Source organism: Mesorhizobium sp. KACC 23794 (genome assembly GCF_052180275.1).
Lineage (GTDB): Bacteria > Pseudomonadota > Alphaproteobacteria > Rhizobiales > Rhizobiaceae > Kumtagia.
Map to the genome: position 1 here is coordinate 2,640,361 of NZ_CP197465.1, position 18,598 is coordinate 2,658,958.

Annotated in this window: 14 protein-coding genes and 1 tRNA gene; 7 read left to right on the forward strand and 8 right to left on the reverse strand. The window is 64.9% G+C overall.

Going from position 1 to position 18,598, the window contains the following annotated elements; genetic code table 11:
- The first annotated feature begins 5 nt into the window (after positions 1–5).
- The gene (locus tag ACSBOB_RS13075) at positions 6–758 is read left to right on the forward strand and encodes a FadR/GntR family transcriptional regulator (RefSeq protein ID WP_442582818.1); all 753 of its coding nucleotides are present in this window, start codon (positions 6–8) and stop codon (positions 756–758) included.
- Positions 759–792: 34 nt separating this feature from the next.
- On the opposite strand, the gene ACSBOB_RS13080 is transcribed toward ACSBOB_RS13075, so the two are convergent.
- Positions 793–868, reverse strand: a tRNA-Ile gene (locus tag ACSBOB_RS13080).
- 283 nt (positions 869–1,151) lie between these two features.
- On the opposite strand from ACSBOB_RS13080, the gene ACSBOB_RS13085 reads away from it, so the two are divergent.
- Positions 1,152–1,865 (forward strand): SIMPL domain-containing protein, encoded by a 714-nt coding sequence (locus ACSBOB_RS13085; RefSeq protein WP_442583724.1) that lies wholly within the window; start codon positions 1,152–1,154, stop codon positions 1,863–1,865.
- 74 nt (positions 1,866–1,939) lie between these two features.
- On the opposite strand, the gene ACSBOB_RS13090 is transcribed toward ACSBOB_RS13085, so the two are convergent.
- Positions 1,940–2,338, reverse strand: a complete 399-nt coding sequence (locus ACSBOB_RS13090) for a hypothetical protein (protein WP_442582819.1) — start codon at positions 2,336–2,338, stop codon at positions 1,940–1,942.
- Positions 2,339–2,525: 187 nt separating this feature from the next.
- Positions 2,526–2,972 carry a YcgN family cysteine cluster protein gene (locus ACSBOB_RS13095; protein WP_442582820.1) on the reverse strand — a complete coding sequence of 149 codons (447 nt, stop codon included), beginning with the start codon at positions 2,970–2,972 and terminating at the stop codon, positions 2,526–2,528.
- Positions 2,973–3,151: 179 nt separating this feature from the next.
- Between ACSBOB_RS13095 and ACSBOB_RS13100 the strand changes: the two genes are divergently transcribed.
- Both ACSBOB_RS13100 and ACSBOB_RS13105 read left to right on the forward strand, forming a co-directional pair.
- The gene (locus ACSBOB_RS13100; protein WP_442582821.1) at positions 3,152–5,263 is read left to right on the forward strand and encodes an OmpA family protein; all 2,112 of its coding nucleotides are present in this window, start codon (positions 3,152–3,154) and stop codon (positions 5,261–5,263) included.
- Positions 5,264–5,423: 160 nt separating this feature from the next.
- Entirely contained in the window at positions 5,424–5,951 is a 528-nt protein-coding gene (locus ACSBOB_RS13105; RefSeq protein ID WP_442582822.1) for a TIGR00645 family protein, read from the forward strand.
- Positions 5,952–5,971: 20 nt separating this feature from the next.
- Here ACSBOB_RS13105 and ACSBOB_RS13110 read toward each other — a convergent pair whose 3' ends face one another.
- Positions 5,972–6,841 carry an SDR family oxidoreductase gene (locus ACSBOB_RS13110; protein ID WP_442582823.1) on the reverse strand — a complete coding sequence of 290 codons (870 nt, stop codon included), beginning with the start codon at positions 6,839–6,841 and terminating at the stop codon, positions 5,972–5,974.
- A 569-nt stretch (positions 6,842–7,410) separates the two neighbouring features.
- Between ACSBOB_RS13110 and ACSBOB_RS13115 the strand changes: the two genes are divergently transcribed.
- The gene (locus tag ACSBOB_RS13115) at positions 7,411–8,133 is read left to right on the forward strand and encodes a Crp/Fnr family transcriptional regulator (RefSeq protein ID WP_442582824.1); all 723 of its coding nucleotides are present in this window, start codon (positions 7,411–7,413) and stop codon (positions 8,131–8,133) included.
- A gap of 4 nt (positions 8,134–8,137) precedes the next feature.
- Here ACSBOB_RS13115 and cydX read toward each other — a convergent pair whose 3' ends face one another.
- From cydX to ACSBOB_RS13130, 3 genes are read right to left on the reverse strand one after another with little or no spacing between them, the layout of a single operon-like run.
- On the reverse strand, positions 8,138–8,269 hold the full coding sequence (gene cydX / locus ACSBOB_RS13120) for a cytochrome bd-I oxidase subunit CydX (RefSeq protein WP_442582825.1): 132 nt from the start codon (positions 8,267–8,269) through the stop codon (positions 8,138–8,140).
- An 18-nt stretch (positions 8,270–8,287) separates the two neighbouring features.
- Complete coding sequence (gene cydB, locus ACSBOB_RS13125; RefSeq protein WP_442583725.1) at positions 8,288–9,445, reverse strand: cytochrome d ubiquinol oxidase subunit II; 1,158 nt, start codon at positions 9,443–9,445, stop codon at positions 8,288–8,290.
- A gap of 12 nt (positions 9,446–9,457) precedes the next feature.
- The gene (locus ACSBOB_RS13130; protein ID WP_442582826.1) at positions 9,458–11,032 is read right to left on the reverse strand and encodes a cytochrome ubiquinol oxidase subunit I; all 1,575 of its coding nucleotides are present in this window, start codon (positions 11,030–11,032) and stop codon (positions 9,458–9,460) included.
- 100 nt (positions 11,033–11,132) lie between these two features.
- Between ACSBOB_RS13130 and ACSBOB_RS13135 the strand changes: the two genes are divergently transcribed.
- On the forward strand, positions 11,133–12,716 hold the full coding sequence (locus ACSBOB_RS13135) for an ABC transporter transmembrane domain-containing protein (protein ID WP_442582827.1): 1,584 nt from the start codon (positions 11,133–11,135) through the stop codon (positions 12,714–12,716).
- Entirely contained in the window at positions 12,713–14,305 is a 1,593-nt protein-coding gene (locus ACSBOB_RS13140) for an ATP-binding cassette domain-containing protein (protein ID WP_442582828.1), read from the forward strand. The genes ACSBOB_RS13135 and ACSBOB_RS13140 overlap by 4 nt, the downstream gene beginning before the upstream one ends.
- A gap of 207 nt (positions 14,306–14,512) precedes the next feature.
- On the opposite strand, the gene ACSBOB_RS13145 is transcribed toward ACSBOB_RS13140, so the two are convergent.
- Positions 14,513–18,511, reverse strand: coding sequence for a S8 family serine peptidase (locus tag ACSBOB_RS13145; protein ID WP_442582829.1), 3,999 nt, complete (start codon positions 18,509–18,511; stop codon positions 14,513–14,515).
- Positions 18,512–18,598 lie beyond the last annotated feature (87 nt).

Consider the following 18,598-nt stretch of genomic DNA (forward strand, 5'->3'; position numbering starts at 1 on the left):
GCGACATGGACCAGATTGATGCGCCCGCGCGAGACCGCAGTTCCCCGGCTTTCAGACAGATCGCGCAGGAACTGGAGCAGCAGGTTCTGACGGGAGAGCTTGCCGTCGGCAACACTTTGCCGGGCGAACTCGAACTCGCCCGCCGCTTCGCTGTCAGCCGCTCCACCATCCGCGAAGCGATTCGCCTGCTGGAACAGCTGGGTCTCATCCGCCGTGAGGAAGGCCGGAACAAGCTGACGGTCACGGCGCCCAGCAACAAGGACATCGGCGAGCGCATGCGCACCGCCTTCCTCCTGCAGGACACGACCTTCGAGCAGCTTTGGGAAGTGATGAGCGCGATCGAGCCGATGTGCGCCTTCGTTGCCGCCACCAAGGCGAGCGAACAGGATCTGGCGGTGATAGCCGACAATATCGCGCGCACCGAGGCGGTACTTGGCGACGCGGAGCAACTGGCCGAACTCGACATCGAGTTCCACAACCTCGTCGCCGCCGCCACCGGCAACGGCGCGTTGAGGCTGAGCCGTGATACGGTGGGCGAGCTTTTCTACCCGGCCTTCAATCTCGTCATCAGCCGGCTCAATGCCGGCGCGCGGCTGCTGCTGGCACACCGCAAGATCTTCGAGGCGCTCAAGGCCCGTAACGCCACCGAGGCGCGCTCCTGGATGGAAAAGCACGTCGGTGACTTTCAGCGTGGATGCGACCTGGCCAATCTCGACTTCAACGCGCCGATCAGCGGGCCGATGTCGGAGATCAGCTAGAATTTCATTTGAATGATAGCATCGATGCAGGGGATGGTGGGCCCGGAGGGACTCGAACCCCCAACCAAGCGGTTATGAGCCGCCGGCTCTAACCATTGAGCTACAGGCCCCACCGCGGCTGGATTAGTCGGTTCCGTGCCGCTGCACAAGCCTTTGAATGCGTTGTCGATGCGGGCGGGATCGACCTTGCCCCAGGCTTGCCACCTCCCTAGCGGTCACGGCGGCAGGGGCTGGAGCGGACGCGACGAAAGCTGGATCGCGAAAATCCGGCGAACCGTGCGGCAAGACCATCTATTGATCGAACCACGAAGGCCGTTGCCGCAATCAACCCACAATCGCGCCCTAACCGGCGGGAATTGACCAACCCCGTATTCTGCGGAGAACTTTTCGATGATGACCCGACTGTTGCCGCTGGCGCTCGCCGCTTCCCTTTTTGCGCCGGTGCCCGCCGCGCTCGCCCAGCAGGCTCCGCCGCCGCGCATCGTCGTCATGGGCGAAGGCGAGAGCGCGATTGCGCCGGATCTCGCCGTGCTGTCGCTGACCGTGATGCGGGAGGCCAAGACCGCACGCGAGGCGCTCGACGCCGGCAATGCCGCCATGGCTGCGGTGATCGCCGCCATGAAATCCTCCGGCGTGGCCAATCGCGACCTGCAGACCGGCGGGCTTCAGATCAATCCGCGCTACAATTATGTGAACAAGCCGGACGGGACGCAGGAAGGCGAACTCGTCGCTTACCAGGTCAGCAACACATTGTCGCTGCGGGTGCGCGACCTGGAAAAGACCGGCGAGATCATCGACAAGGCGGTGACGCTGGGCGTCAACCAGGGCGGCGGCGTCACGTTCGCCAACGAGGATCCGTCGAAAGCCCTGACCGAGGCCCGCAAAAGTGCCGTAAAGGACGCGATGGACAAGGCGCGCACGCTGGCCGAGGCGGCCGGCGTCAATCTTGGCAAGGTGCTGGAGATCACCGACCAGACCTACGCTTCCCCGCCGATGCCGATCACCGCGAAAGCTTTCGACCGCGCCGGAGCCGCCGAATCGGTTCCGGTGGAGGCGGGCGAGAATTCCTACAAGGTGCAGGTCACCATGACCTTCGAACTGAAATAGGCAGAACGGCAGGATGCGCGAAGGCCCGGGAGAGCGATCTCCCGGGCCCTCCTTTGAGGTATGTCCTCAAGTGGTCAGCGGATGACCGGGCAACCCGAGACCCGCGCGAAGGTCAGGACGACACGGTCGCCATAACGGCGGCCCGCCACGTCGATCGTGCGGCGGTCGACATCGACGATACGCGCCCGACGCAGGCCCAGACGTTCGGCCTTGTCCAAAGCCCGGTTCGGCGTGCATTCGCGATTGCGGTTCCAGCCGTCACGTTCCCAGCGGTCGTGATTCCGGCGGTCACGGTCCCAGCGGTGCCCGACGTTGCGGGGGCCGTCGTTGCCGACATGGATGCCGACCCGGGTATCCGCCCTGTCGCCGAAATTGAGGTAGAGCCCGTCCGCCTGTGCGGTCGCGGCCATGCCTGTCAGCGCGCTCAAGCCGACGAAAGCCGAAAGGGCGGCGGTTCTGATCAGGTTCAACATTGTCTTCTCCTTGCGGTCTGTTCGGTCTGGTTCGCCGATGCGATGACGCGAAAGTCGCATGCCGATCCTGAACGGGCGCGGAACCGGCCGTTCAGCCGGCGTTCAGCCAGCGGGCGTATCCATTGCGCCCAGAGCGAGAGAGCAAATGCCGATTGAGTCGCCAATAAATAAGCAGGCTGGTCCCGATCTACGGCTCCACCTCGACGACGTGGTCGAAATAGTCGTCGTCTTCGGAAAGATCGCTGTCGAAGGCGGTTATGCGGCCTCGAATCGAGATCCCCGCTTCGTGCACCGTCTCGCGGCTGCCGCTGACCAGATGGTGCCACCAGTAGAGGTCGCGGCCCTCGGCGACCAGGCGGTAGGCGCAGGTCGACGGAAGCCAGTTGATCGTCCGGACGGTGGACGGCGTGAGGCGCACGCAATCCGGTACTATCGCCCGGCGATTTTCATAGTCCCTGCAGCGGCAGGTGCCGGCGTCGAGCAGCCGGCAGGCGACGGTTGTCCAGTAGATTTCGGCCGTGTCCTCGTCCTCGAGCTTGGACAGGCAGCATTTGCCGCAGCCGTCGCACAGCGATTCCCACTGCGCGGGCGTCATCGCCTCGAGCGAAAGGCGTTTCCAGAACGGTGTTTCCATGCGGGGGCATTTGGTCCCTGGATGCCGCTTCGTCAAGCGGTTCCGGGCAGGAGCCGAACCGGAAAAACGGGTCATCGCAGGGCCGTGACCCGGCTTTCGACAACATTCCCGGACACGGTGCTTCGGAACGATGATCGCCCGAAGGTGTTTCCCTGGCGGGGACGACTGGAGATTATTACATGAGATTTTATCGCACCATACTCGCTGGAACCGCTCTGGCGCTGTGTATTGCCGGGACGGCTACCGTTGCTGTAGCAGCGCCCTTGTCCTTGCCTGAGATGGCCCCGCAGCCTTCGGGCGGCTTGCTGATGCTGGCGCAAACCGACGAAGGCGCCTCGCAAGCCGAACCGAGCGAGGAGCAGCCACGCAAGAAGAGGCGTGCGGCCGACGCGGACCAGCCGGAGAAGGCGAAAGCCAGGGAACAGGTTCAGCGCAAGGCCCGCGATGTCCAGGCGGAGCAACCTGCCCAGGCCGAGGAGCAGCCGCGCAAGAGGCGAGAAATTCAGGAAGCGCAGCCTGCGCAAGCCGAGGAGCAACCACGCAAGAAGCGCCGTGAAGAGCAGCAGAAGCCGGCACGCGCCGAAGCGCCCGCGACGGACCGACCGGTTCAGGCCGAAGAACAGCCCCGCAAGAAACGCAAGGCCGAACAGGAAAAACCAGCCCGCGCCGAGGCTCCCCCGGCTGATGAGCCGGCGCAAGCTGAACAGCAGCCGCGCAAGAAACGCGCGGCGGATGCCGACCAGCCAGAGAACGCCAAGGCCCGCTCCGCCGAGGAGAGGGCAAAGGCCCGGGAGGATGCGCGGCGCAAGAAGCGAGAAGCCCAAAAGGAACAGCCGACGCAGGCGGAGTCCCCGTCCGTCGAGCAGCCGAGGCAGGCCGATGAGAAGCCCCGCAGGAAGCCGCGTGCAGACCAGCAGCAGCCGGCCGAGGCCACGCCGCCGGATGCGCCCACCCAGGCCGAGGGCGAACAGCCGCGCAAGAAACGCCGGGCGGAACAGCAGCCCGTTCAGGCCGAAGCTCCGAATGTGGACGAGCCTGCGCAGGCTGGCGAGGACCAGCCGCGGAAACGCGCGGAGCGCCGGCAGCCCGCCGATGCGGAGCAGCCTGGCCGCGCCGATGGCGACAACGCTGCCCCAGCCGAAGCGTCCCGCGGCAAGGATCGCACCGACGAACAGAACCGGCGCAAGAATCGCCGGCCGAGGGATGGCAGCAACGCGCCGGTGCTCGACAGCGCCAAGGAACAGCCGGCGAGCACTGACCGGCCGCGCCGCACGGAAGCCTCGACACCGCCGCCCATCGACGACAGAGCGGCCCAGGCCGAGAGAATCGATCGTAGGAAGATCGAGAGGGCCGACCGCGAGCAAGGCCAGCGGATCGACCGCGAAAAGGCCCGCGAACGCCGCCGCGAACGGCCGGACGGCTCGGATGTGCTGCGCGAGATCGGCGACCGCATCGTCATCCAGCTCGGCGACCAGATCATGGTCGAGGACAAGGATCGCGGCCGCCGCATCCGCCGCGAGGCGCGCGACGTCTATTACGAAGAATTGCCGCGCGGCCGGCAGCGCGAGATCGTCGAGCGCCGCGACGGCACGCGCATCGTCACCATTCGCGACCAGTATGGCGACGTCATCCGCCGCTCGAGGATCGAGCCGGACGGCAACGAGATCATCCTCGCCTATGTCGATGAGGATGCGTTCGAGCGTGACGACCGCGACGGGGTCTGGCGCGATCCGGGCCGCGACCTGCCGCCGCTGGTACTGTCGATCCCGGCGGAGGAATACATACTCGACGCCGAGCAGGCCCGCGACGCTGACGCCTACTACGACTTCCTCGAGCAGCCGCCGGTGGAGAAGGTCCAGCGCTATTATTCGGTCGATGAAGTGAAGCGCTCGGCGCGCATCCGCGATACCGTGCGGCGGGTCGACCTCGACACCATCACCTTCGAATTCGGCTCTGCCGACATCGCGGAAGGCGAAGTGGAGAGGCTGGATAATGTCGCCCGGGCGATGGAGAAGCTGCTGAAGCAGAACCCAGCCGAGACTTTCCTGATCGAAGGCCATACCGACGCCGTCGGCTCCGATGTCGCCAATCTGGCGCTTTCGGATCGCCGCGCCGAAGCGGTTGCCCAGGCGCTGACCGACGTGTTCGAAATCCCGCCGGAAAACCTGGAGACCCAGGGTTATGGCGAGGAATATCTGAAGGTGAACACCGACGCGCCGGAGCGCCAGAACCGCCGCGTCTCCATCCGCCGGATCACGCCGCTGGTGTCGCCGGTGGCCTCGGCCGAATAGCGGAACGTCTCCTGTTCCGCCTCATCCTCCAGCGGGGCAGGGACTACGCCCGGCCAGCATCCTTGCCGGCCGGGTCGTTTTTTGGCGCGACGTTGCGAACCCTTGCAAATGCCCCCGTTGTCGCTGAAACACAAAACAATCCATCGTCCGGACCAGCGCCATGAAACGCCTCGAACTCGCCATCGAATCGATCATCCTCGCCTCGCGCTGGCTGCTCGTGGTCTTCTATCTCGGCCTCGGCCTGGCGCTCGCCGTTTATGCGGTGTCGTTCGGAAAGAAGCTTTACGAATTCATCACTCAGGTTTTCGTACTGGGCGACACCGATACGATCCTCAAAATGCTGGGCCTGATCGACGCGGCCCTGGTCGCCAGTCTCGTCGTGATGGTGATCATCTCCGGCTATGAGAATTTCGTCGGCCGTTTCGACACCGAGCATGAAGGCGAGGTGCACTGGCTGGGCACGATCGATGTCGGGTCGTTGAAGGTCAAGGTTGCCTCCACCATCGTCGCCATTTCGTCGATCCACCTGCTTCAGGTGTTTTTGAACAGCGCCACCTACACGACGACGCAGTTGATGTGGCTGACCATCATGCACATGGCCTTCGTGGCCTCGGCGCTGCTGCTAGCTTACATCGACCGGCTGTCAGCAAAGAAGAAGGGCGACAAGCCGGAGGGCCCGAACGTCTGACCCACTGCTTAGGCAAAATCTCAGCCGAAGGTCCGCGCCACCTTCGTCGGCACCCGGGCGAATACCTCGTCGGGCACGAAGAAGTCGCCGGCAAGCTGACCACTCGTGCCGGGCGCATATCTGGCAAAGTCGGTGACGCCTTCGCCGCGCAGCACTTCCTCATCGATGAAAAAATTCCCGGTTGTCTCGCGCGACGGCCGGCTGAAGATTGCATGGGCTGCGTCGGCCATGATCTCGGGCGAGCGGCTGATCGCGGCGACCTGGTCGCCGCCGAGCAGGTTGCGTACCGCCGCCGTGTCGATCGCCGTCAGTGGCCACAGCGAATTGACGGCGATGCCGGCGGACGCGAACTCGGCTGCCATGCCTAGCGTGCACATCGACATGCCGAACTTCGCCATCGTGTAGGCGACATGGCCCTTGAACCATTTGGCCTTCATGTCGAGCGGCGGCGCCAGGTTCAGGATGTGCGGATTTTTCGCCGCTTTCAGGTGCGGAATGCACATTTTCGAGACGAGGAAGGTGCCGCGCGTGTTGATCTGATGCATGAGATCGAAACGCTTCATGTCGGTCTCAAGCGTGCCGGTGAGCTGGATGGCGCTGGCGTTGTTGACGCAGATGTCGATGCCGCCGAACTTTTCGGCCGTCCTGGCCACCGCTTCGGCGACCTGTGCCTCGTCGCGGATGTCGCAGAGCACGGCCAGCGCTTGGCCCCCGGCCGCCTCGACCTCGGCGGCGGCCGTGTGAATGGTGCCCGGCAACTTTGGGTGCGGCGTGTCGGTCTTGGCGGCGATGGTGACATTGGCGCCATCGCGCGCGGCGCGCAGCGCGATGGCGAGACCGATGCCGCGCGACCCGCCGGAAATGAACAGCGTCTTGCCCTTGAGCGACATTTTTCGCCTTCCGCCTCCTGTTGACCGATCCGTTGTGACGGCGAATGCCGCCAGCGGCAAGAGGGGAGGGGGCGTTGCTCTGTTCGAAGCGGATCAGCATAGGAGTGGGGTCGATGTCGTCGACCTTGACCTGTGCGACCTCGGACACGCGCAGGCTCGCGCCATAGGCGACACGGAGCCGCTTCTCGTTGCAGGGAACTCCATGGTCCGATCGCAGTCTCTATCTGCGCAGAGTCTCGAACAATCGCGCCTATGTCACCAAAGTCCTCCCTCCCGCGAATCGGGTTCTTGCTCGACGTGCAAAGCGGACGGGGACTGACTTCGGCTCCCTCAACGCCTCCAGGTGAGGTCTCCATAGGCGACTATGCCGATGAAGAAGCCGAATACGGCCACGATGGAAACGAGGACGACGATTGTGTCGGTTGGCATGCGATTTCTCCTTTGACGTGCGAAGACCATGCGCCGGCCTCCCGCGTCCGTCCTTGATCTGGATCAAGTTGAGTGCCTGCGACGCTATCGCGCTGACCGGTGCTTGGCGGGGCCGGGCCCCATCGGTATATGCTTGTTGCGTGCGCCACGATGTCCACACCGCCGGCATACCCATCCTGTGCGCCTCGTGCGAGGCGCGCCACAAGGGCATATGCGGGGCGTTGAACCCCGATCAGCTCGTTGCGCTGTCGAAAAGCGCGCGCAAGGAGAAAGTCGAGCCGGGCAGGGAACTGATTGGCGATGCGGAAACCGCCGGACATTTCTCGAACGTCATGTCCGGAGTGGTCAAGCTCACCAAGACGCTTTCGGACGGCCGCCAGCAGATCGTCGGTCTGCAATTCGCGCCGGATTTCGTCGGCCGCCCGTTCAAGACTGAAAGCGCGGTGTCGGCCGAGGCCGCGACGGGAGTGGAGCTTTGCTCCTTCCCCCGCAGCGCGCTCGAAAGGATGATGGCCGAGCAGCCGCATCTGGAGCACCGGCTTCTGCAGCAGACATTGAAGGAACTCGACCAGGCGCGCGAGTGGATGGTCATGCTCGGCCGCAAGACGGCGGCCGAGAAGATCGCGAGCTTCCTGTCGATGATCGCGGGCAACATCGATCCGACCGCCGATCCGGGCCGGCGTAGCGCGGCCTTCGACCTCCCGCTCTCCCGCGCCGAGATCGCCGATTTCCTGGGGCTCACCATAGAGACGGTGAGCCGCCAGTTGACGCGCCTGCGCGGCGAAGGCGTCATCCGCGTCGAGCAGCAGCGCCACATCATCATCGACGATCTTCGCAAGCTCGCAGCAAGAGCGGGCGACTGACGCCTCACGGCGTCGGCAACGCAACGGTCTTGTCTGCGGCCTCCTCGCGAACCGTGCGCAGCTCGTACCAGAGTGCGTTGAGTATGCCGACGGAGGCGGCCAGTCCGAGGCCGAGTATCCAGGCGAAGTACCACATGATCGTTCTCCGTATCGTTCAGTAGGCCGACGAACCGGTGCGTTCGATGTCGTTGCTGCCGACCTTGCCCCACAGGACGCGGTAGACCCAGCCGGTGTAGGCCAGGATCAGCGGCATGAAGATCACCGTGGCGACCAGCATGTTGCGCAGCGTCGCGCGGCTCGACGAGGCGTCGAACACCGTGAGCGAATGGTCTGGAGTGCTGCTTGACGGCAGCAGGATCGGGAACATCGCCAAGCCAACCGTCGCGACGATCATGGCGACGCCGAGCTTCGAGGCGAGGAAGGTCCAGACTTCGCGCCGGGCGCGGAAGCCGAGCGCGGCGAGCAGCGGCGCGGCGATGCCGAGCGCCGGAACGATCCACAGGACCGGATGAGCCTGGAAATTGGCGAGCCACGCCGCGCCATCCGCGACCACCGTCTTGCCGATCGGGTTGGACGGTCCATCCCAGACGATCGACGACGTCACGCGATAGCCGCCCAGGAGGCCGAGCCGGACCAGCACGCCGCCGCCGGCGAACAGGGCCGACGTGACCAGTGCCGCTCTCGTTCCGAAGGACCGCGCGCGCTCGCAGACCGTGCCGTCGGCCTTGAAGGCGAGCCATGCGGCGCCGTGCATGACCAGCATCGAGAGCGACACCAGCCCGCAATAGAGCGCCACCGGGTTCAGCAGGCCGAAGAGATTGCCCTCATAGATCGGCCGCAGGTCAGGCGTGAAATGGAAGGGCACGCCATGCAGCGTATTGCCGACCGCGACGCCGAAGATCAGCGCCGGCACGGCGCCGCCCACGAAAAGCGCCCAGTCCCAGTGTGCACGCCATGCAGGGTCCGGTCTCTTCGACCGGTACTTGAATCCCACCGGCCGGAGGATCAGAGCCAGGAGCACCAGGAACATGGCGAGGTAGAAGCCGGAGAAACTCATGGCGTAGAGCATCGGCCAGGCGGCGAAGATCGCGCCGCCGCCGAGGATGAACCATACTTGGTTGCCCTCCCAGACAGGCCCGACCGTGTTGATCGCGACGCGGCGCTCGACGTCGGTTTTTGCAACGAACGGCAGCAGCGCGCCGACGCCCATGTCGAAGCCGTCCATGACGGCGAAGCCTATGAGCAGCACGCCGAGCAGAACCCACCAGATGACGCGCAGCGTCGCATAGTCGAAAATGAAATCAATCATGATGCACCTTTCGCGTCATTCAGCAGGTCGCAGCGTGGGGTCGGACTGACCCGGATGCAGATCGTCGATGAAGGCCGCCACTTCCGGACCCTTGCGGATCGCAGCCAGCATCAGTTTGACCTCGATGACCGCGAGGATGCCGTAGACTATGGTGAAGCCTGAGATGGTGATCAGCAGATCCGTCACGCCCAGTTCCGAGGTGGCCAGGAAGGTCGGCAGCACGCTGTCGATGATCCAGGGCTGGCGGCCGAACTCGGCGACGAACCAGCCGATCTCGATCGCGATCCAGGGCAACGGCATGGCAAGAAGGGCCATTCGGAACAGCCAGCGCGGCGCCTCCTCTTCGCGCATCGTGTGCCAGAGCGATATGCCGAACACTGCGAGCAGGGCGAAACCGCAGGCCACCATCAGGCGGAAGCTGAAGAAGAGCAGCGGCACGTAGGGCACGGTCGACCAGGACGCATCCTTGATCTGTTGCTCGTTCGCCTGCCGTGGATCGGCGACGTACTGCTTGAGGAGAAGCGCGTAGCCGAGATCCCCGGATGTCGCGTCGAAGGCGGCGCGTGCGGCGGTATCCGTGCGGTCGGCCTTCACCTTCTCCAGCGCGTCATAGGCGAGGATACCGTTTCGGATACGCTCTTCCGCATTCGCAACGAGTTCGTCGATGCCAGGGATCTGCCGGTCGAGTGAGCGCGTGCCGATGATTCCCATCACCCAGGGGATATGGATAGCAAAATTGGTCTCGCGACCGCTTTGGTTCGGGATGCCGAAAACGGTGAAGGAGGCTGGTGCGGGTTCCGTCTCCCACATCGCCTCGATGGCCGCGAGCTTCATCTTCTGGTTGTCTGTCAGCGCATAGCCGCTTTCGTCGCCGAGCACGATGACCGACAGCGATGCGGCGACGCCGAAAGCCGACGCGATGACGAAGGACCGCTTCGCGAGTTCGACGTGACGGCCCTTCAGCAGGTACCAGGCCGAGACGCCGAGCACGAAGGCCGCGCCGCAGACGTAGCCGGCGGACACGGTATGGACGAATTTGGCCTGAGCGACAGGATTGAACAGAACCGCCGTGAAGTCTGTGACCTCCATGCGCATCGTGTCGGGATTGAAGGCCGAACCGACCGGGTTCTGCATCCAGCCGTTCGCGATCAGGATCCACAGCGCGGAAAAATTGGTGCCGAGCGCCATGAGCCATGTCACGGCGAGATGCGCGCGGGCGGACAGCTTCTCCCAGCCGAAGAAGAAGAGGCCGACGAATGTCGCCTCCAGGAAGAAGGCCATCAGCCCCTCAATCGCCAGCGGCGCGCCGAACACGTCGCCGACGTAGTGGGAGTAGTAGGCCCAGTTCATGCCGAACTGGAACTCCATGGTGATGCCGGTCGCGACGCCGAGCGCGAAGTTGATGCCGAAGAGCACGCCCCAGAACTTGGTCATGTCGCGCCAGATGGTGCGGCGGGTCATGACGTAGACCGTCTCCATCATGGCGATGAGTATGGAAAGGCCGAGCGTCAGCGGCACGAAGAGGAAGTGGTAGAGCGCCGTCAGCGCGAACTGCAATCGCGACAGGTCTACGAGAAGGGGATCGATCATGGGGTATTCCTATGGGAGCGCTCCTTCCTATTGCGATCCCCGGATACACGGTTTGATCTGGATCAAATGCGCGAGAGCCGCGCCGTGCGAAAAGCGGCGCATGGAAACCGTCGCTGCCCCCGAGCGTACAGAATCGTTGGACGCCATGGCGCTGGCCCGTGCGACCGGCGGCCGTGAGGTGCGGCGGCTGCTGGCCATCCAACTGGCGCGGACGGTCTTCCGGCTCGGCTTCTCCGGTTCGGTAGCAATCGTGGTGGGCGATCTGGTCATGCAGCAGCCGGTCGAGGCCTGGCTGCTTGCAACGACAGCCCTGTCGCTTGCGTTTTCTCTCGGTGCCGGCTTCGCCGGCGAACGGATGCAGGCCGCAGCCGAAACCCGCGTCGCTGACACATTGCGTATCGCGGCGATGGACCGTCTGGGCGATCTGCCGGTGCGGGACGTGCAGGCGATCCCCGTCGGCAGCCTCGTTGCCGGTGCGCAGCGCTATCCCGGCGCGATCGCCGGTCTGGTGATCGGCCATCGTGTCGCTAGCTCGATGATGGTGGCCGGGCCGCTGGCGGCCGCCGCAATGCTGTTTCTCGTCTCGTGGCAAGCGGCGCTGCTTGTGCTATGCCTGACGCCGATCATGATCGTCTTTTTTGCGCTGGTCGGGGACGCGATCCGCCGCCGGGCCGATGGCCAGGAGCGTGCCTTTGGCCGCCTCGCCGGGCAATTCGCGGACCGCGTCCGCGCCTTGCCGACGATCCTCGCCAATCATGCGCTGGGAACCGAGAAGCAAAAGCTGACCGGCCGCCTTGAAGCCTATTCCGCCAACACGATGGGCGTGCTGCGCATTGCCTTCCTCAATGCCGCGATCATCGACTTCTTCGCCTCGCTGTCGATCGCGATGCTCGCCGTGTTTCTCGGTCTCGGCCACCTGAAGCTCGCCATGATACCCGGCTTCTCCAATCTCGAACTCTGGCAGAGCCTGTTCATATTGATGGTCGCGCCGGACTACTTCGCGCCGTTCCGCCGCTTTTCGGAGCAATACCACGCGAAAGCCGAAGGCGAGGCCGCGGCGGCCGCGCTGGATCGCCTACTGGCGGGCAACTACACGCCGGCGGCGTCGGTCCCGGCGCTTGATGGACTGAAGATGGTCTTGCCGGCGGCCGGCCTCGTCGTCGTCACCGGGCCGAGCGGTTCGGGAAAGTCCACATTGCTGCGCCGCATGGCAGCGTTGGACGCCGACAATGCCGGGCTCTCCGCTCAGATCGCCGGACGGGAAATCTCGTGGATATCGACCGACGCATACATTCGGGCAGGTACTCTCGGGGAGGTCATCACCGGCCGCAACAAGCCTTGCATGACCCGGCTGATCCTGGCCGCCGCGGGAGTCGGTCTCCTTGACGACACCCTGCTTCCCGGCGGGTTGCAGGCCAGGATCGCCGATGGCGGCGCGAACCTCTCCGGCGGTCAGCGCCTGCGGATCGCCGTTGCGCGTGCCATGCTCCTCGGCGGCGTGGTGATCGCCGACGAACCGACTGCCAAACTCGACGGGAAGACCGCGGAAATGGTGCGAAGGGCCATCCGGACCATGGCGCGCCGGCGGCTGGTTGTCGTTGCGACCCATGATCCGGCGCTCGCCGCGCTCGCCGACCGCAACACAGACCTCGCCGCCGCCAGGTCATTCGGGGCCGCTGCATGACCGTTCCCGGCGCTCCATCCACCGCGCGCTCATGGCGTTACGCATGCGGCCTCGGCATCATCGCCGGCGCCTGCGGCATCCTGCTCGGCGGTGTCTCTGCCTGGTTCCTTGGTTCTGTCGCGATCGCCGGCCTGTCGACCGCTACCGCGCTGACCTTCAATTTCTTTGCGCCCGGCGCATTGGTGCGGCTGTTCGCGGTCGGGCGCACCGTCACCCGCTATGGCGAGCGTCTCGTCGGGCACAAGGCTGCGCTCGGCGATCAGGTGGCGCACCGCGCCGACCTTTTCGCGGCGATGGCGGCTGCGCCGTCCACGCGGCAGGCCGGCTGGCAGTTGGGCGACCTGTCCCGGCTTGCCGACTTTCTGGACGACGTGGAAGACATCGACTATGCGCGGCTGCGGGCCACGCTGCCGGCCATGACGCTCGCCTGCGGGCTTGTGGCCTGTGCGGCCGCTACCGCCTACGCCGCGCCGTTTGCACTTCTGCCGATCACGCTCTTGCTGCTGGCCATCCTCTTGATGGGTCGCCGGACAGCCGCGGCCGGCGCCATGGTATGGGAGCAGGCCAGGTCGCAGCGGCGCGGGGGCGCCGCGCGGCTTGGTGCAACCATGGCGTCGGTCGTACCCTTGCGGGCAGAGTGTGCCTGGAACGCGGAGCGCCGTGAAATTCTGAAGGCATTTTGCAGCGCGGATGCCGCTGTCCTCGCCCTGCGCCGCATGCAATCGGCGCTAGACATGCTCGGCGTGGCATTCGGTCCTGTGGCTTGTCTCGCCGCGGTCGCCGCCGCATGGATCGCCGGCGGTCGCGGCGAGGCGCTGCTCTTGCCTATGTTCGTCGCATTCGCCTGGCTTGCACTCGGCGAGTCGCTGAACGGCGTCTCGCGCATCGTGGTGGCGGATCTGCGCAGGCAGGCCGCGGAAAGGTCCATCGTGCCGGGAGTCGCAGTCACGGAAGAGTTGCCGGAAGCGCAGCCTGAAAGCATTGCCACATTGGCAGCCGGCCCGGTCCGGCGCCATGCGCCTGACGGCCGGCCCATCGGCGCTCCCATGGCCTTCCGCGTCCGTGCCGGGTCGCCCACCGTGCTCGCCGGCGTCAGCGGTTCAGGCAAGACCAGCCTGCTGAAGCAGATCGCAGGCTGGACGGGCGACGATGTCCTTTCCGCCGACGGCCTGCCGGTCGCGGCGGCCGCGAGGCGCGCTGCGAGCACTCTTTGCCTGCACGACGCGGCGATCCTCGAAGATACGATCCGCGCCAACCTGTTTTCTCCGGATGCGACCGACGGCGACCTGCGGGAAGCGCTCGCTGCTGTCGAGATGGACGGCCGCATCGCGAAAGCCGGTGGACTGGACGCCTGGATCCGGCAGGACCAGCTTTCGCTCGGCGAAGCACAACGACTGAACATCGCCCGTGCCTGGCTGTCCGACCGTCCGATCGTGCTCCTGGACGAGCCGATCGAACATCTCGACGAGGAGCAGGGACAACGCATACTCCGCCGCCTGATCGAGCGGCTTCGGGATCGCATCGTCGTTGTGGCGAGCCACCGCAGCATCGCCTGCGCCGATACTGACCTCGTGGATCTGAACACCTGACGGCCCTGCCAACCGTCGCCCGCCTCTTCCATCCCTTTGCTGCCTCTGCCGTTATCGCCTTGCTGCAGGTGGAGGCGCGGTGGTGGCGCGGAAAAGCCGCAGGGTTGAGCCTGCGGCTTGCTGGTCTTTTCATGGCGTTCCGCGGCTGCGGCGCGGTTCCTGGACGACGTGCGCAGGCGCCTTGCGGCGCCTGCGCTGGGGGCCGGCCTAGATCACCACGAAGTCGGCTGCCGTGAGGCTCAACCCGGTGGCGAGCGAGGCGAACTTCACGGCGGCGGCGCCGCCGATGCCGTCGGCGTCGTAGAACAGCGAGCCGCTGTTGGAGTTGTAGAAGATGTGGTCGTCGGCGTCCCGCGTGCCCAGGAAGTTGTCCTTGAACGCCGAGGCGTCGAGGGCTCCGACCGCAAGCATGCTGAAGATCGCGTGGTCGAGCAGGATCTTGTCGTTGGCGACGGTGAAGTCGGTGATCTTGTCGACGTTTGCTGCCCCCAGCGCCATGGAGAACACGAAGCTGTCGGAGCCGCCAAGGCCCGTCAGCACGTCGCTGCCCGCGCCGCCATTGATGGTGTTGGCGCTGGCCGTGCCCTCGAGCGTGTCGTTGAAGGCCGAGCCCAGGAGCCTTTCCACCGAATTGTAGGTGTCGCCCGCGGCCTCGCCGGTGTTGATCGCCGGGTTGCTGAGGCTCACCTTCACGGCTGCCGCGGCATTGGCGTAGGAGGCGGTGTCGGAACCGGAGCCGCCCGACAGATAGTCGGCGCCGAGGCCGCCCACCAGCGTGTCGTTGCCGCCCTGGCCGGCAAGCGTGTCGTTGCCGGCCAGGCCTTGGACCACATCGTCGCCGTCGCCCGCCGCGACGGTGTTCGATCCGGCCGTGCCGGTAAGCGCATCGCCGAAACTCGAGCCTGTCAGCCTCTCGATCGAGTTGTAGACATCGCCCGCGGCTTCGCCGGTGTTGATCGCGGCATTGGCGAGGCTGGCCGTCACACCCGACGCGGCATTGATGTAGGAAGCCGTGTCGTTGCCGGTGCCGCCCGAATGGTAGTCGGCGCCGGTGCCGCCGATCAGCGTATCGTCGCCGACGCCGCCGATCAGGGTGTCGTCGCCGCCGAGGCCGCTCACCACGTCATCGCCGAAGGCGCCGTCCAGCCGGTCCGCATCGGCCGTGCCCACGAGATTGCTGTTGACGCCCCCCGTCACCTGCAACTGGACCGTCTGCGCCACCAGGTTCACGCCGTCGCTCACGTCGAACTCCAGCGTGAAAGTTCCGTCCGCGTCGGCAGGCGATGAATAGGCCAGCGCCGCGAACTGCGCCGCCGTGAGCACCTGGCCGAGGCTCAGCGCCACCCCGCCAAGCGAGACAACCCCCTTTGTCGGCAGCGAGAAGACTGTGAAGCTCAGCGTGTCGCCGTCGGGATCGACAGGAACAGTCAGGTTCAGCGGCGTGCCGGTGGAGCCGCGCTCCATGCTTGCCGTCTGCGCCTGAAGGCCTTCGGTGCCGCCGGGCTGCTCATTGCTGTCGTTGACGGCAAGCTCAAGGGTGCGCGTCAGCGTCGCGTCGCCGGCATCGGTGACCGTCACGTCGACCGAGATCGACGGACCATCGGTCTCGAAGTCGAGTTGGACGCCATCCTTGAGCTTGAGCAACAAGACGCCGCCAGCCTCGATCACCTCGAAGCGGCCGTCCGAGACCACAAAGTCCGAAGCCTCGAAAACCTCGCCGTCAACGTCGCTCACCACCACAGGGCTGGAGGCAACCGCTCCATGAACACCTTCATCGATGGTGGTCCCATACGCAACCGTCAGATCGGTTGGTGCGTGATTTGGTCGAAGAAGTTCGACCTGTACCTCGCCCGATGCCGATTTTCCGAGACCGTCGGTCACCTTCACCAGGAAGGGCTGGGTTGGTCCCGCAGTGGCTCCGGCGAGATCGTCAACGACGATCACGGCGCTGGCGGGGCCGGTTTTCAGGATCGCGAAGGGCCCGACATAGGGACTGCCATCGGTGTTGACGAGGCAAAAGGACAGGCTGTCGCCTGCGCCGAGGTTCGGATCCGCGGCCTCGATGCTTGCTACGGGCGTACCTTTGACGGCGTCCTGCGCCACCGCGATGCGTGCCGCGTTCGAATCCCCGTCCCGGCCGAATTCCACGATCGCCGCGATCCCAGGCCCGGCGGAAACGATGGCGTCGCCGCCCTGCACGGGGGCCGTGCCGCCGAAGTCAAACAGTTCCACTCCCGTTACAGAATCCGTCTCGCCCGTATCCACGTCGCGGATCTGGTAACCTTCGCCGCCGAGGGTGATTTCGTAGTGGCAATATGTCTTCTCGAAAACGGCCAGATCGATGCCGTCGCCGCCGGAAATCCGGTCGGAGCCCTTGCCACCATCGAGACGGTCGTCGCCCGCTCCGCCCAGCAGGGAATCGTCTCCGCCGCCGCCGCTGAGGACATCATCGCCGAAATCGCCGACGATGCGGTTCGCGTCCGAAGAGCCCGCGATCAAATCACCATGGACGGTTCCGATCGCGTGCTCGAACGTGTCCTGCAGGAAGAGCTTCGTCGCACCGAGCGAGTTCTCCGAGCCCGCCGAAAGGTCGAGGACGAGCCTGGCATCGGCGGCCGCGAAATTGAGGGTGTCCTCGCCTGCTCCATCGGTGTCCCGGATAAATTTCCGCTCTGGGTCGGCGGCAACGAGGTCGGCGAAGGCGCTGGTGAAGAAATAGCTGTCGTCCGCTTCGCCGGAAGATCCGTAAAACTTCAGGTCTGCCTTGTAGACGGAGAAGTCCTTCGACCCATCCGCGTGGGTAAGTTCCAGCCGCCATTCGCCGAACGGATCCTCGCCGCGCGTCACGGCAGACGAGAAGGTAAAGTTCAGGGAAGTACGGTTGCCAGCCGCCGCGAGATTGTCGGCGATAAGCGAGCGCGTTCCCGAGGGAGAGATCAGTTCGATCTGCAGCCCCTTGAGATTGGCGTCGTAGAGCATGACCGTGAGTTCGACCGTCTCCAGCACGAATTCCTTGTCGCCAGCGGGTGCGAGCGACGCCGAGAAGTGGGAAGCGCGTCCGTCCGCCACGGACTGGGGCGTAAAGGACAATGCCAGCGACCGCTCATTTTGCGCAGTGGACTGCTTGTCCCAGTTCCTCGCCAGATTGACGGCGGCTGCGGCGTCGAGAAGGCCGAAGCCGACCTCGCGGTCAAACACGAAGCCGCCGCCATTCACGTAGGTCGCGGCGTTTGCGAAGGCCCCGGCCGCAGCAGACGGTTTCGCGGTGATGGCCAGTATCTCCTTCACGTCCCGGTATCCGAGATCGGGATTGACTTCGAGCATCAGGGCGATGGCGCTTGAAACCAGCGGCGCGGCGAACGAGGTGCCGGAGACATAAGTGGAACCCCTCGATGCGTCGGCCGCGCCGTCGCTGGTGAGGATGCCGACGCCGGGCGCCGACAGAAGCAGGTTCGCGCCGGTATTCGAGAAGATCGTGGCCTTGCCGTCAGCGTCGGTCGCGCCGACCGCGATCGAGTACCGGGAATTGGTGAAGCTGTGGAAATTGGCGTCGTCGCCGATATTCTCGCCACCGCGTACGAGCTTCGAGTTGCCTGCGGCGAACACGAAGACCGTACCCAGTCCATCACGGCCAAGAGTTGCGGCGTTGGCCAACTCATACTTCACGCCGGCGAAGTTGGCGTTCAAGAAATTATCCGAGAATGCCTGCCGGAAACCCCAGCTATTGTTGGAAATGTCGAAGCTGGCCTGGCTCTTCATGTCGAGGGCAAGGTCCGCCAGGTTGATCGTCGTGCCGAAGCGGAGATAGGCGGCGGCGATGCTTGCGCCGGACGCCGCGCCGATGCCTGCGATATCGTTGCCTACGGCGCCGACGATAACGCCGGCCACGTTCGTGCCATGCATTTCTGCGCTGGTGTCGGGGCGGGCATCGACCGTGCCGTTGCCATCCTGCGGATCATAGTCGAGACCGGTATCGTAGTTGGCGATGATGTCCTGATGCGTATGGTTCACGCCGTCGTCGACAAGGCCGATCGTTACGCCTTTCCCTGTGGCGAAGCTCCACGCGGCCTCGAAGTTTGCCGAGCCGCTGACCCCCGAACGGAGCCACCAGAAGTCCACGCCGCCGCTATTCGTCACCGGAAAGGCTATGGACTGCGCTACGATTTCTCCAAGACTATAATCTTCGTCGTCGAATGTCGTATTCAATGTCATTTCCCCGCCCCCGCGTTGTGAGGCAGTCATGACACAGATAAATTTCAGTTGAATTCTCGATTTGATTACAATTGTATCGAT

Excerpts from the sequence above, each read along its gene's own strand:
- ACSBOB_RS13130 (WP_442582826.1), bottom strand. The coding sequence starts at position 11,032 with ATGATCGATCCCCTTCTCGTAGACCTGTCGCGATTGCAGTTCGCGCTG.
- ACSBOB_RS13105 (WP_442582822.1), top strand. The coding sequence starts at position 5,424 with ATGAAACGCCTCGAACTCGCCATCGAATCGATCATCCTCGCCTCGCGC.
- ACSBOB_RS13135 (WP_442582827.1), top strand. The coding sequence starts at position 11,133 with ATGGAAACCGTCGCTGCCCCCGAGCGTACAGAATCGTTGGACGCCATG.
- ACSBOB_RS13095 (WP_442582820.1), bottom strand. The coding sequence starts at position 2,972 with ATGGAAACACCGTTCTGGAAACGCCTTTCGCTCGAGGCGATGACGCCC.
- cydX (WP_442582825.1), bottom strand. The coding sequence starts at position 8,269 with ATGTGGTACTTCGCCTGGATACTCGGCCTCGGACTGGCCGCCTCCGTC.
- ACSBOB_RS13090 (WP_442582819.1), bottom strand. The coding sequence starts at position 2,338 with ATGTTGAACCTGATCAGAACCGCCGCCCTTTCGGCTTTCGTCGGCTTG.
- ACSBOB_RS13110 (WP_442582823.1), bottom strand. The coding sequence starts at position 6,841 with ATGTCGCTCAAGGGCAAGACGCTGTTCATTTCCGGCGGGTCGCGCGGC.
- ACSBOB_RS13140 (WP_442582828.1), top strand. The coding sequence starts at position 12,713 with ATGACCGTTCCCGGCGCTCCATCCACCGCGCGCTCATGGCGTTACGCA.
- ACSBOB_RS13085 (WP_442583724.1), top strand. The coding sequence starts at position 1,152 with ATGACCCGACTGTTGCCGCTGGCGCTCGCCGCTTCCCTTTTTGCGCCG.
- ACSBOB_RS13075 (WP_442582818.1), top strand. The coding sequence starts at position 6 with ATGGACCAGATTGATGCGCCCGCGCGAGACCGCAGTTCCCCGGCTTTC.
- ACSBOB_RS13100 (WP_442582821.1), top strand. The coding sequence starts at position 3,152 with ATGAGATTTTATCGCACCATACTCGCTGGAACCGCTCTGGCGCTGTGT.